Origin of the sequence: Polynucleobacter sp. JS-Safj-400b-B2, assembly GCF_018881975.1 — a bacterium.
GTDB lineage: Bacteria > Pseudomonadota > Gammaproteobacteria > Burkholderiales > Burkholderiaceae > Polynucleobacter.
Map to the genome: position 1 here is coordinate 52,289 of NZ_JACVPJ010000002.1, position 12,835 is coordinate 65,123.

Here is a 12,835-nt window from a genome sequence, read left to right on the forward strand (position 1 = left end):
AGCAGAAGTGGCAGCAATACAATCAAAATTTGTGAGGGCCTCAATTTATTTAGCACTTACCTAACCTCATTCTTAATAGATAAGCCTAAACATTTTTCCCCGAGCATCCGCGCGCTCTCAGGCCAGCTGATCCACTTTTTCTCAAGCTCCCTAGTGGGTAAATACTGATTAATATGATCCTCAATCAGCAACTCTAAAGAATGGCTGTTATTAAATGAAAAATAAGTAACATTCTGCTCGCCAATTTCCCTAAATACCGGGATATCGTTACAAATTACCTTAGCACCCAGTTGCAGAGCTTCCACAATTGGCAAACCAAATCCCTCCGCAATAGAGGCCATTATTAGGGCGCAACAACTTTTATTAAGGTACACAAGATCCCTATCCGAAGCCTTTTCAACGAGAAATAATTGCTGATTTAACTGTGGGTGAGCTTTAATGCGCTCCATTAATTCTTCTGACATCCATGAATTATTAGCGCAAATTACCAAACTCCCTGAAATCCCCCTTAGCCATAAGGACTCAAAAGCATCAAGAACTATAGAGTGATTTTTTCTTGGCTCAATGGAACCCACCATCAAAAAGAAAGGAGAGGGGGTATTAAGAACTTTGATTACAGGGTCACTTTCATTCAGCTCAGACCCTAGATAAAAATAATCTACAGGCAACTTATTGTGAGTAATTTTTAACTGCCACTCATTAAGCTCATTCTGTACGGCTTTTGAAATACAGACGACGCCATCTAATTTTTTAATAGCACTTCTCCACCAATTGGTATGCAATTTCCTAGTAGTGATCTCGACGGTTTCAGGATGGGAGAAAGGAATTAAGTCATACAGCACGGCATAAACAAAGCCACCAGATTTCTGAAAATCAGATACTCGGGGCCACATATCATCGTGCCATGATGAGTCGAGTAGGATTAGTATCTTTTTGGCTTCAGAGGGAGTTTTGTGTTTGTTAAGTTTCAGAAGTTCTGAACGCCCCTTCTTGGCAGCCTTTACATGACCCCAGCGAATACGTGCATTAACTAATTCTGCATAGGTGCCGTGCAAAATATATTTAAATATCTTATGTAAATGTGGGTTGCACTTCTTCTTAAAAAATATATTAGTCGATTGTAAAAATCTCAGTACCGCATCCGCCTTAACAACATCTGGGGCAATGGTTGTTTTGGGTAAAATGTAAAAGTCTTGATCTACATACTCAACCAGATGACACTCATCAACAAAACTTAGATCCTCAATACTCTTCTTGTTATTGATAATATTTCTAACTACGCGTTGAATGCCAGTATTAAAACTAGACCTTATCGTTGTTCCGCATTCCAAATAGATTATTGTCATTGTCTTTACATGCATCAAATAACTACTTTTTTACTACCTGAGGGGGCAGCCAACTAGACCCTAAAAAGAATGGTTTATCTATGTTTATCGCCGTAAATACCAGTGCCAAATCCTGCCAAGCAAAATTTTTACTCAAATGAGTATCGCCAGTATGCAAAGAACAAGCAATAGAAAAGGTTCCAACCCCCATATTTGCGACAAACTTAAACTCAACCGCCACCTCCTGCTGAGCTTTCAAGTTTTCCAATGGAAAACCTAGGTGGTGTGTATTGGTTCCATATAAGATTAGACCCAACCTATCTTTAATGGAATAACCTACTGTTAATTGAGGTATATCAACAAATGTCCGAAAGACGATTCTCAGGATGACAGTTTGTCCAACCCCTATAACCTCAATGTCTTGACCGTCTAGATTCTGAAGAGAGATGCTTTCGAATTGAATTTCTCCACTACCAGACTTAATTTTAAGGCGTCCATCAATACTTGACCCCTGAAGAATTTTTTGCGCGTCTTGATGGCCTGACAACATTGCATTGTAGTAATCCATTACCCCTTCAGGCTCGCCCTCCATTAATACCTTTCCATCACCCAATAAAATAGCGCGCGAACAGATTGACTGAATGGCTGCTTTATCGTGACTAACAATCAATAAGGTAGTGCCAAGCCTCTGAAACTCTCGAATACGCTCAAAACTTTTATGTTGAAAATAAGCGTCGCCCACTGAGAGGGCCTCATCGATAATTAATACATCTGGACGTATGGCGGTTGCAACGGCAAATGCCAGTCGCACCTGCATTCCACTGCTGTAGACTCGTACTGGTCGATCAAAATAATCGCCAATCTCAGCAAAACTCTCAACACTAGGCATTAAACTTGATAATTCTTCTGTACTAATCCCCATGAGCTGCCCAGCCATGTATGCATTTTGCCTGCCAGTAAAGTCTGGATGAAACCCCATACCCAATTCAAGAAGTGCGGCCACCTTTCCATTGATTATTACTTCGCCTGTTGTGGGCTTCACAGTTCCAGTAATCATTTTTAGAAGGGTACTTTTACCCGCACCATTAATACCAATAATACCGAGAGCCTCTCCTGGCTTTACTGAAAAACTAATATCTTTTAATACCCACTTTAATTTATGCCTATCTCCAAAAAATGGGACTACCCATTCTGCAAACCTAGCCCACTTTGAGCTGTACTGCTTATAGGCCTTGCTTAAGTCAGAAACGATGATTGCACTCATTACAGTTCATCCACCATATCGCCAGCATGACGTCTGAATAAATAGAGACCAAGGAAACATAAGCAAATACTTAAGATCAATGGATAGACCAAATCAATCCATTCAGGCATAGCCTTCATCACCAAGATGCCTTGGAATGCGCCGATAACCGGAACAAGTGGATTTAGACTCATGAGGCTTTGCACTTTTGAAGGCAAGATACTAATTGGATAAACAATGGGCGTTAGCCAAAACCAAAACTGTAGAAAAATACCAAAGAATTGACCTACATCCCGAAAAAAAACATTAAGCACCCCCAATGTCACACCCAAACCAATCGCAAATAACAATAAGATAAGCAATGGTGGAATTAGAGCGAAAAAAAAGATGCCAGGAAAATTTCCAGTGATTATTAGAAAGATTATAAAAAGCCCAAAAATAATTGCAAAGTTAACAAGCGCATTACCCAAAACAATGACTGGCAAACACATTCTTGGAAATATTAGCTTTTTGAGTAAATTGGCATTCTCAAGAAAGCACACTTGCATACGCTGAACAATTTCACTGAATAACCCCCAAGTGAGAGCCCCTGCACATAAATAAATACTATAGGCAACGTTACTCTCAACACCCGGTAACTTGGCCTTCATGACCTGAGAAAACACGACGGTGTAGACCACAATCAAAGCCAAAGGGCTTAATACCGCCCAAACCACACCAAAAAGTGAGTTCTGATATTTTGCTTGAAAGTCCCGCTTAATAGTTCCAGTTATGAAACCGCGATAACTCCAGAGAGATTTAAGTATATTCACAGGAGTCTATTTTATTGGAAAACATATGCACTGCTAGCGATTAATTCCAATTTAATTAACCTAGTAGAGATTTCTATTGCCTAAAGCTCTATTTTTTAGAATTAGTCAGCATCCAGGCCAGGGTATCCTTCAATTCATGCCAATGAATTTTCCCAATGCAGCGCTCCAACTTTTCTGGGTTGCCAGAAAGCACAGGGATATCATTCTTGCGCACAAAGGCTGGATTAACGCTTACATGCATTGATTGACCGAAGATATTCCGAAGGAGGTCAATAACAACCTCTAAAGAATAGGCTCTGCCAGAAGCAATATTGTAAATCTCGCCCTTGTGTCCTTTTTGCAATAAATCAAGATAGATTTGAGCCACATTTCTAACATCATTGTATTCACGTTCAACTTTTAAATTACCGAGCTCAATCTGACTTTTCCCATTTGAAAAATGCTCGACAATCTTAGGGATAACAAAACGATTATCGTGCCCAACTCCTGTGTAATTAAAGGGGCGGGCAATGACAATTGGCAGCTGATCAAGATACGAGCGCGCCATATATTCCATGGCTAACTTACTCATAGCATATTGATTAACTGGCATCGGACAATAATCCTCACCAATCGAATCGCCACCTTTAATCACGCTACCATATACATTAGCGCTGCTAGCCAAGATAATTTTTTGTATTGGTCCGCTTACCTTCTGGAGCGCATCCAAAAGATTTAAGGTGCCAAATAAATTGACTTTATAAAGCTCTTGTTGATCCTCGTGCGTGACCGCACTAATACCAGCTAGATGAATCACATGCGTTGGCGCAATCCGAGTTACTTCTTCTGAAATAGCTACAGCATCACTTAAATCAGACTTTAAGGGGAATACCTCATAACCAGCATTACTTGCTGCCTTACTAAGATGAACTCCTGTAAAGCCATCGGAACCAGTTAGCAAAAGCCGCATTACTAGAAAGAATTTCCTGCTTGATTGCGACGGATATCTGCTTGAACCATCATTTCACAGAGCTGTTCTAAATTGGTCTTTGGCTCCCAACCCAGAACGGTTTTGGCCTTCTCCGGGTTGCCAATCAAAAGATCTACTTCTGAAGGGCGATTAAATTTAGGATTAATGCGCACTAAAGTTTTGCCGGTTTTAGCATCTTTAGCAACTTCATTTTCACCGGCACCACTCCATACCAATTCAAAGCCAGCAGCCTTAGCTGCCATCGTCGCAAAGTCACGAATAGTTTCAGTACGATTCGTAGCTAAGACAAAAGTATCCGCCTCTTTGGCCTGCAAAATTCTCCACATACCTTCAACGTAATCTTTTGCGTAACCCCAATCACGCTTAGCATCCAAGTTGCCAAGCTCTAATACATCCAACTGACCTAGTTTGATCTTGGCAAAAGAATCAGTAATTTTGCGAGTCACAAATTCGCGACCTCGCAATGGAGATTCGTGGTTAAACAAAATTCCGCTAGAAGCAAAAATGTCATAACTCTCTCTATAGTTCACAGTCATCCAGTGAGCGTACAACTTTGCTACGCCATAGGGACTGCGAGGATAGAAGGGTGTGGTCTCAATCTGGGGAATAGCCTGTACTTTTCCAAACATCTCTGAAGTCGAGGCTTGATAAAAGCGTATCTTAGGATTAACAATACGAATGGCTTCTAGCAAGTGCACTGCGCCAATACCAGTAATCTCAGCAGTGGTTAACGGCTGGTCAAAAGAAACCCCCACAAAGCTTTGAGCAGCGAGGTTATAGACTTCCGTTGCATTAGTACTTTGCAGCAATCGAATCGCAGTAGAGATATCGGTTAAATCATACTCACGCAAATGTAAATTGGGATGATTCTGAATGCCTAATTCTTCAATGCGCCAAAAGTTAGTGGAGCTGGTACGGCGATAAGTGCCATAGACCGTGTAGCCTTTTTCAAGCAATAACTCTGCTAAATAGGCGCCATCTTGACCAGTAATACCTGTAATAACAGCAATCATCATTTCCTCAAAACGTAAATAGTATTGGTTTCATATTTTTTAAGCTCGCCCATAGTTATCTTCAAAACGAACAATATCGTCTTCGCCAAGATAGCCACCACACTGCACCTCAATCATGACTAAATCTTCTTGAATGGGGTTTGATAACCGGTGCTTATGTCCAGCCGGAATATAGGTAGATTGATTTGGTAAAAGCGTGATGCTCTCGTCGCCATTGACCACTTGGGCTTGACCCTTAACCACAATCCAATGCTCGCTGCGATGATGATGCATTTGCAAGCTCAGCTTTCCACCAGGTTTGACTTCGATGCGCTTAATTTTAAAGCCTGGATGATCCTCTAAAACCGTATAAGTACCCCAAGGACGAGCAACTGTTTTATGCAGCTTAGCGGCATCATGACCCAATTCTTTTAATTTAGAGACAACCGCCTTCACATCCTGAGCATAATCAGGATTGGCCACCAAGAGTGCGTCTGGTGTGTCAATAATCATGAGGTTATTCAATCCAACAGCCGCTACTAAGCGATCTTCTGATTGAATAAAGGTATTTGATGAGTTAATGAAAATTGCTTCGCCTATAGCGCGATTATTAGCAGCATCCGGAATTGCTAGATCTCGCACCGCATTCCACGAGCCAATATCATTCCAACCAAAACTACCAGGCACTACCGCAACCTTATTGGACTTCTCCATTAAGGCGTAATCGATAGAGTCATTTGGGGCGCTATCAAAGACTGCCTCTGGAATTTCTAGGTAAGTAGAATCATTCCCGTTATCTGGAACAGCATCCCAGCACTGTGCAGCATGATCAGCAATCTTTGGAGAATGGGCGCGCAATTCCTCTAGAAATGTTTTCGCTTTAAAGCAAAACATTCCAGAATTCCATAAATAATCACCAGCGTCTAAATACTGCTGAGCAGTTTGAGCATCAGGCTTTTCAACAAAACGCTTCACCAAAAATCCATCTGTAATAGCTTGGCCCTGCTCTATATAACCAAAGCCTATTTCTGGGGCTGTTGGAGTAATGCCAAAAGTAACTAAATAACCATCTTTAGCCAAATGGCAGGCCTTTTTAACGCACACAGAAAAGGCCGCTTCATCACCAATCAAATGGTCAGAAGGTAAAACCAGCATGATGACATCGTCACCGTACTTTTTTAATAAACGGTGGGCTGCAAGCGCAATGGCTGGAGCAGTATTACGACCGAAGGGTTCCAGCAAAAAGGCACCCTCAGCACTGGCTTTTGCCAACTCATCGCGACTCATAAAGTAATAGTTGCGGTTAGTGACGGTCAATATTTTGGATTTACCGTTTTCACTAAGAACATCTGGAAGATTAGCCGCACGGCGGTACGTCTTCTCCAATAGGGTTTGACCATCTGCCAACTTCATAAACGGCTTTGGATGGCCCTCACGGGAAACTGGCCAAAGGCGGCTTCCTGCACCACCAGAGAGAATGACGGGTACCAATAAATTCATATAGTTAGATTCAAGACGATCGTTGATTATAGAGTATAAAAGCACCAAATTGATTCACTACCCCCCCCTGGAAACCCCTTGATTTACTTGATTCATTGGCCCATTGAGCCTGAGCGCTATACAGGGAAAAACTGGTAAAAATTAACTTATTTGACAGCACTCAACTAAGGTGCTTTTGACTCTGGGGCTCTTATTGAGTCTATTGACGTAAAAGGGGTAGTTGCCTAAAAATTAAGCATTTTCACCATAAAAACGATCTTATAAACGATTTAATTGTCGATATTTTAGTAAAAATATCAATAAAATCAATTACTTATCTATTTATTTTGGTTGATACCCTATGCACGCTGGTAAAAGGCCCGAACCTCTTTATCAACACAATCCACCAAAGCCTTACGGAAGATTTCTGGGGAAAATTTCAAGGCCTGGTCTCGGCAGTCTTGAGGTGCAATGGCTGAGGAAAGCGTTTCAAAGGCCTCAATTGCAGCGCACAGAGAGGGTACAGTTTGCCGATCAAAGAACACACCCGTCCTTGGAGTCTGGTTTTCCCCACCCCGAATGGTTTCCAGCGCCCCTCCCTTGCCGTAGGCAATGACTGGAGTTCCACAGGCTTGCGCCTCCAAGGGAGCAATTCCAAAATCCTCTTCGGCCGCAAAGATAAACGCTTTTGCCTTTTGTAAATGCTCCAGTAGCACCTCATGGGACTGGTAACCCAGCATGGTGACATTTGAGGTGGCAACTTTTTGGATTTTTGCAAAGTCAGGCCCCGCGCCAATCACAATCAAACGCTTGCTTGGCATGCTGGCAAACGCTTGTACGATCAGTTCAATTTTCTTATAAGGAACTAAGCGTGAGGCTGTGAAATAAAAATCCTCTTTGTTCTTTGTCAGAACAAAGTCTTCAGCAGCTACCGGAGGGTAAATGACTACTGAGTCACGTCGATAAACTTTATGGATACGACGCGCTACAAACTTGGAAATCGCAATAAATTGATCGACGCCATTAACAGTGCGCAAGTCCCAAATACGTAGTCTATGGAGCAGGTATTTAGCAACCCAGCCTTTAATCCCTTTATCCAGGCCGCTTTCCTTCAGATACTGATGCTGCAAATCCCATGCATATCGCACTGGTGAGTAGCACATACAGATATTCAATTGATCGGGCCCCGTAAGTACTCCCTTAGCTACAGCATGACTACTAGACAGAATCAGATCATATGCAGATAAATCCAACTGCTCAATGGCCAAGGGCATTAATGGCAGATAGGCGCGGTATTTAGATTTAGAAAAAGGTAATTTTTGAATAAAAGAAGTAGTTACCTTTTTTCCCTGCAAAAACGCTCGCTGAGAATCTGGTAAAAAATCAACCAAACTAAACATGTCCGCCTGGGGATAGCAGAGTAACATTTGCTCGAGCACCCTCTCGGCACCGGCATACACCGTAAGCCAGTCATGAACAATGGCGATGCGCAAATTGGCAGGGATGGTAGTGGTGGTAGACAAGAAATGAATAGGAGTTTTAGTTACTTAGATGACTGCTTAGTTGCCTAATAATTTGCTTATTGTTTCATTAAAATGCTATTTACCCCAATATAGCAAACCCTGTTTGACCTCTTTGATCTTTTAGGTAATTTGACTATACGCTTGAAGAGTCTCTTGAACCGTTCTATCCCAGCTAAACAACTTGGCTCGCTCTAAACCTTTCTGCGAGAGAGTTTGGCAATACAGGTCATCCTCCAAGACAGTCTTTAAGGCGTGAGTAATCTGCTCAGTTTGATTGGGGTTGACATACACGACTGCCTCACCACCCACTTCAGGTAGGGAGGCAACATCTGAAGAAATCACTGGGATACCAGATGCCATGGCTTCCAAAACAGGCAAACCAAAACCTTCGTAATGAGAGACACAGGCAAAGACGCGGGCACCCGAATAAATGGCTGCCATATCTAGATCCGGAACAAAGCGCAAATATTTGAGCCAGCCCTCCTGAGAATATTTCGCAATAAGAGCATGAATATGCTCACTATTCCAACCTGCGCCACCTATCAGCACCAAAGGATATTGCGCGCGCAAACTGAGAGGCAATTGGGCATAAGCCTCAATTAAGCGATCAACATTTTTACGGGGCTCAACGGTACCTACAGATAAGGCGTAATTGCCGGGACTTAATCCATAGCGCGCTAATGTTGGTGCAATAGTTAAAGGATCTCGTACACAAAATAAGGGGTCAGCACCCAAAGGCACACTCATAACACGTCCTTGAGCTGATGGGTAAAAATCCAAAAGTTCATTTTTAGAGAACTCGGAATCCGTAATAAAAAGGCTCCCTTTTTGCATCAAATTGGGAAACATAGCTTCTTGATAACTCACCCGAACCGCAGGATGATATTGAGGGCAACGCAGCACTGACAAGTCATGTACTGTACTTACGCATTTACCAGCGAAGTGCGGAATCTCATAATTCGGCGAGTGATAAATGTGGTCCTTGTACGGCAAAGTTATGAGACCCTTCGCCGCGGGAGAAGTTACCCGATATCCCGAGCGCAACGCATGGTAGACGGAGCTTCTTAACCAACTTGCGCGCTGATTTTTTCCCTGTACTTGCTCAGCAGAATGGTACTTTTTAATAAGGGTTTCTGGCCCATCTGTCCAGCCCAATAAAAACTGAAATTTAATGCTTTCCAGTTGACATGAATCTCGCAATCCCTTTGCAAGCTCATAGGTATAACGACCAATTCCAGTAATAGATACTCGCAATGGGTCTAAACAAAATATTAACTTCATAGATCGTTCTTGGTTGAGGGTAATCTACTAAACATGATTTTTTCTCATTTTCACTACGTCTAGAACACGCTGAAAAACATAGGGAAACTGGCGATAACAAGTGAAGATAAAAATGATATTTTGAGGCTTGAAAAAAATATCAAGAACAAAATTAGAAATAATTAAACCAATTAATCCTGAAATTGCCGCACCCTTTAACCCCCAAATAGGGATTAAGACTGCACTAGAGGCTATAGTAGTCAGTAAACCAACGGCTGCACAAACAGGCGCATAACGTAAGCGGCCTTCCATCACCAAAAAAATACCTCGTATCGCACCAAGAGCAATAAATAATGGCCTTAAAGCCAACCAAGGGATCAACTCTTGTGCTGGCAGATATTTTGGTCCATAAATCCATGGGAACAAAATATAAATTAACGCCATCAGCAGAAGCGCTCCTGCAAAAAAAATGAGACCCAAAAGATAGGTTCGCTTTGCTAAAATGGGTAATTCCATATGATCTCGCTTGGCAAGCTCTGGCACTAATGCCATAGTCAACACCAAGAGCAGGACATCAATGACTTCCATGAATTTTAGGACGGCCGCATACAGACCTAGTGACTCTAAATCCATGTAGTGGGCTATCAAATAATATTCACTACGACTTTGGCAGGCAACTAAAAAACCGCTGAGCATTACCATTGATGAAGAAAGCAACAATGTTCGGGCATATTCCGACTGGAATTTTCCGGTAAAGCCAGACCAATTCCGCAATCTATAGCGCGCCAAGAAACCCCAATTAGCTGCATACTCCCCAGACATAAAAGCTGCAATGGCAATAAGAGGCCAAGACAAGATAATGGTGACTAGCTTTAATATGCTCGAACATAGACCAGTCACTATATGCATGCCAGCGACTACAGGAAGATGGCCCTCTATCCGAAGCCGATATTCCCAAACTTCACTAGCTTGAAAAATAAAAACAAGTCCATACACCATGGCCAAATAGAGAGGTAATCCGAATCCTTGCGTGGTTAAAACGAGGGTCACGAGGCCGGCGTAGGATAAAACACCGAATGCAAGGCGCAAAATGATGGCTGTTTTTTGAATATCTTCGCGCTCTTGCTCTGAGTTACTTTTAGCGAGGTCACGCAAAATTAGATTTTCACTACCAGCCGATGCAATTGAGCCAAATAAGATGGCAGAAGCAAGAACATAATTTAATGCGCCCCAGTCACTAGGGCCATAATGACGCGCTACCAAGATGCCTACAGCAAAGCCAAGCCCCAGCCTGATGACGCGATCAAATAGGAGCCAGCCTGAAGCTGAAGCCATACGTTCGACTGAGTTTTTTTGGGTGTTCATCATTATTGAAGGTTGTAGGCTAACCGCTTAATACCAATATGTCTATTTTCCACTGATAGTGACGACCTGCAACAAACGTCCAATAACCGCCTAATTCTAGATATTGCTATCCAACGGAAGCCCTTATACTAAGTAAGCCTTTTTAAATAGCAATATTCCATGGTCTGAATAGCAAGCACCACATTAATGCCAATTAACAATAACCATCCCCGTGGATTTCAATTTGAGCTAGCTCACATTAATCGAGTGCTTGATGCCGCTATTATTTGGTTTAGCCTTTATGCATTGCGCACTTTTTTTCAAATAGAGTCCATTAATCAGCAACTCTATGTCTTACCAGCGTTGCTAGCCATTATTATTTATTTTCTAGTAGCCGAATTATTCTCTCTTTATCACCTTTTTCGCCTTACCTCCTTAGGTGAGATTACAAAGAAAATATTTCTGATTTGGGGCATTGTTGCGCTCTCAATCATCCTCATTGCATTAATAACGAAGTCCTCAACTGATTATTCACGACTAACAATAGGTTGGTGGCTTACTTTGTGCCCCATCGCCCTCATACTATCGCATGTCAGTATTTACCAGTTATTTCATCATTTCAGCAGCCAAGAAAATCATTTTCGTTCATATGTCATCTTGGGCAATGATGAATCAGTGATTAATTTACCCGAAAAAATTTCGCAAGCACCCGGTGCCAGATTACGGCTAGTGGGAACTTTTAATAATTTGTCGGCTACATTAAATGCCTTAAGTACACAAGCAATAGACTATGTATTTTTATGCTATGACAGCCATGAGCAAGATAAGATAATTGCCGCCATTAAGGCACTCAATAATTCAACAGCATCAATCTATTTAGTGCCAGACCTTCTGCTATCTGATCTACATGGCTCCCGCTGGATTATGTTGGGCGATACGCCCTTAATTGTGATTAACGATCACCCGTTTTATGGGGGTCAATGGGTTTTAAAAAAATTGGAAGATTTAATATTAGGCCTTCTGATTTTTATCCTCATTTTTCCGCTAATGTTGATAATAGCAATCGCTGTGAAACTAAGCTCTCCCGGACCAGTGCTATTTAAACAACGGCGGCATGGACTAAATGGTGAGGTAATAAAGGTCTTAAAGTTTAGAACTATGGCCTCATTAGATGATGGTGATGTTGTCATTCAAGCAACAGAGCGCGATGCTCGCGTTACCAAGGTTGGCAAATTCTTGCGTCAACATTCCTTAGACGAATTACCACAATTTATTAACGTACTGCAGGGTGATATGTCTATCGTTGGTCCCCGCCCACATGCTCTAGCCCACAATGAACATTATCGTCAGCTCATTGGAAGTTATATGCAACGCCATAAGGTAAAACCAGGGATAACAGGATGGGCGCAGGCGCATGGTTTGCGCGGAGAAACTGACACTATTGAAAAAATGAAGAAGAGAGTTGACTATGACCTTTATTACATTAATCACTGGTCGGTTGGTCTAGATTTAAAAATTATTTTCCTCACGATTATCAATGGATTCAAGAGTAAAGCGGCTTACTAAAGAATAGGCGAGGTAATTCTGTAAATTGGCGGTATTGCAATAAGATAAGGTGGTTCATTATGCTTTTGAAATTGCCTTTTAATCAGTCACCCTTAGCTTGAATAGAAAAACTCTCTCCATGGCAACCAACAACATTCCCAAAATTAATCTGCGCAACTCATTAAGTGAGTGCGGCCAATCCATACGTAAGGAAAATGCAGGTAAATACCAAAATTACGGTATAAAAGACTGCAAAGCCTCGATTGCAGCTAGTCGAATTCAATAGGTTACCTTTGGGTTCTCAAGGCTAGCAAATATTCCATTAGGTGCAGCCGGGTAGCT

10 protein-coding genes and 1 pseudogene are annotated in these 12,835 nt (G+C 41.9%); 2 read left to right on the top strand and 9 right to left on the bottom strand.

The window, feature by feature from the left end; all coding sequences use genetic code 11:
- Window positions 1-56: 56 nt before the first annotated feature.
- From ICN48_RS02175 to ICN48_RS02215, 9 genes and pseudogenes are all read right to left on the bottom strand, one after another.
- Window positions 57-1,346, bottom strand: coding sequence for a glycosyltransferase family 1 protein (locus tag ICN48_RS02175; protein WP_216152123.1), 1,290 nt, complete (start codon window positions 1,344-1,346; stop codon window positions 57-59).
- Between the two features lie 22 nt (window positions 1,347-1,368).
- Window positions 1,369-2,589 carry an ABC transporter ATP-binding protein gene (locus ICN48_RS02180; protein WP_216152124.1) on the bottom strand — a complete coding sequence of 407 codons (1,221 nt, stop codon included), beginning with the start codon at window positions 2,587-2,589 and terminating at the stop codon, window positions 1,369-1,371.
- Window positions 2,589-3,380 carry an ABC transporter permease gene (locus tag ICN48_RS02185; protein ID WP_370624124.1) on the bottom strand — a complete coding sequence of 264 codons (792 nt, stop codon included), beginning with the start codon at window positions 3,378-3,380 and terminating at the stop codon, window positions 2,589-2,591. Before ICN48_RS02185 ends, ICN48_RS02180 begins: the two co-directional genes overlap by 1 nt.
- A gap of 88 nt (window positions 3,381-3,468) precedes the next feature.
- The gene (locus ICN48_RS02190; protein ID WP_216152125.1) at window positions 3,469-4,329 is read right to left on the bottom strand and encodes an NAD-dependent epimerase/dehydratase family protein; all 861 of its coding nucleotides are present in this window, start codon (window positions 4,327-4,329) and stop codon (window positions 3,469-3,471) included.
- Window positions 4,330-4,331: 2 nt separating this feature from the next.
- A complete protein-coding gene (gene gmd, locus ICN48_RS02195) occupies window positions 4,332-5,366 on the bottom strand; it encodes a GDP-mannose 4,6-dehydratase (RefSeq protein WP_216152126.1) in 1,035 nt (344 codons plus the stop codon).
- Between the two features lie 36 nt (window positions 5,367-5,402).
- Window positions 5,403-6,842, bottom strand: a complete 1,440-nt coding sequence (locus ICN48_RS02200; protein ID WP_216152127.1) for a mannose-1-phosphate guanylyltransferase/mannose-6-phosphate isomerase — start codon at window positions 6,840-6,842, stop codon at window positions 5,403-5,405.
- A 371-nt stretch (window positions 6,843-7,213) separates the two neighbouring features.
- Window positions 7,214-8,314: pseudogene (locus ICN48_RS02205) on the bottom strand (glycosyltransferase family 4 protein); the annotation flags it as partial.
- Window positions 8,315-8,464: 150 nt separating this feature from the next.
- Window positions 8,465-9,625, bottom strand: coding sequence for a glycosyltransferase family 1 protein (locus ICN48_RS02210; RefSeq protein WP_216152128.1), 1,161 nt, complete (start codon window positions 9,623-9,625; stop codon window positions 8,465-8,467).
- Between the two features lie 27 nt (window positions 9,626-9,652).
- Window positions 9,653-10,972 carry an oligosaccharide flippase family protein gene (locus tag ICN48_RS02215; RefSeq protein WP_216152129.1) on the bottom strand — a complete coding sequence of 440 codons (1,320 nt, stop codon included), beginning with the start codon at window positions 10,970-10,972 and terminating at the stop codon, window positions 9,653-9,655.
- 183 nt (window positions 10,973-11,155) lie between these two features.
- Here ICN48_RS02215 and ICN48_RS02220 point away from each other — a divergent pair, with 183 nt between their 5' ends.
- Complete coding sequence (locus ICN48_RS02220; protein ID WP_216152130.1) at window positions 11,156-12,514, top strand: undecaprenyl-phosphate glucose phosphotransferase; 1,359 nt, start codon at window positions 11,156-11,158, stop codon at window positions 12,512-12,514.
- 118 nt (window positions 12,515-12,632) lie between these two features.
- Window positions 12,633-12,779, top strand: coding sequence for a hypothetical protein (locus ICN48_RS02225; protein ID WP_216152131.1), 147 nt, complete (start codon window positions 12,633-12,635; stop codon window positions 12,777-12,779).
- Window positions 12,780-12,835 lie beyond the last annotated feature (56 nt).

What these genes read in the sequence shown, in the direction of transcription:
- ICN48_RS02175 (WP_216152123.1), bottom strand. Translation starts at nt 1,346, where the DNA reads ATGACAATAATCTATTTGGAATGCGGAACAACGATAAGGTCTAGTTTT.
- ICN48_RS02180 (WP_216152124.1), bottom strand. Translation starts at nt 2,589, where the DNA reads ATGAGTGCAATCATCGTTTCTGACTTAAGCAAGGCCTATAAGCAGTAC.
- ICN48_RS02190 (WP_216152125.1), bottom strand. Translation starts at nt 4,329, where the DNA reads ATGCGGCTTTTGCTAACTGGTTCCGATGGCTTTACAGGAGTTCATCTT.
- gmd (WP_216152126.1), bottom strand. Translation starts at nt 5,366, where the DNA reads ATGATGATTGCTGTTATTACAGGTATTACTGGTCAAGATGGCGCCTAT.
- ICN48_RS02200 (WP_216152127.1), bottom strand. Translation starts at nt 6,842, where the DNA reads ATGAATTTATTGGTACCCGTCATTCTCTCTGGTGGTGCAGGAAGCCGC.
- ICN48_RS02210 (WP_216152128.1), bottom strand. Translation starts at nt 9,625, where the DNA reads ATGAAGTTAATATTTTGTTTAGACCCATTGCGAGTATCTATTACTGGA.
- ICN48_RS02215 (WP_216152129.1), bottom strand. Translation starts at nt 10,972, where the DNA reads ATGATGAACACCCAAAAAAACTCAGTCGAACGTATGGCTTCAGCTTCA.
- ICN48_RS02220 (WP_216152130.1), top strand. Translation starts at nt 11,156, where the DNA reads ATGCCAATTAACAATAACCATCCCCGTGGATTTCAATTTGAGCTAGCT.
- ICN48_RS02225 (WP_216152131.1), top strand. Translation starts at nt 12,633, where the DNA reads ATGGCAACCAACAACATTCCCAAAATTAATCTGCGCAACTCATTAAGT.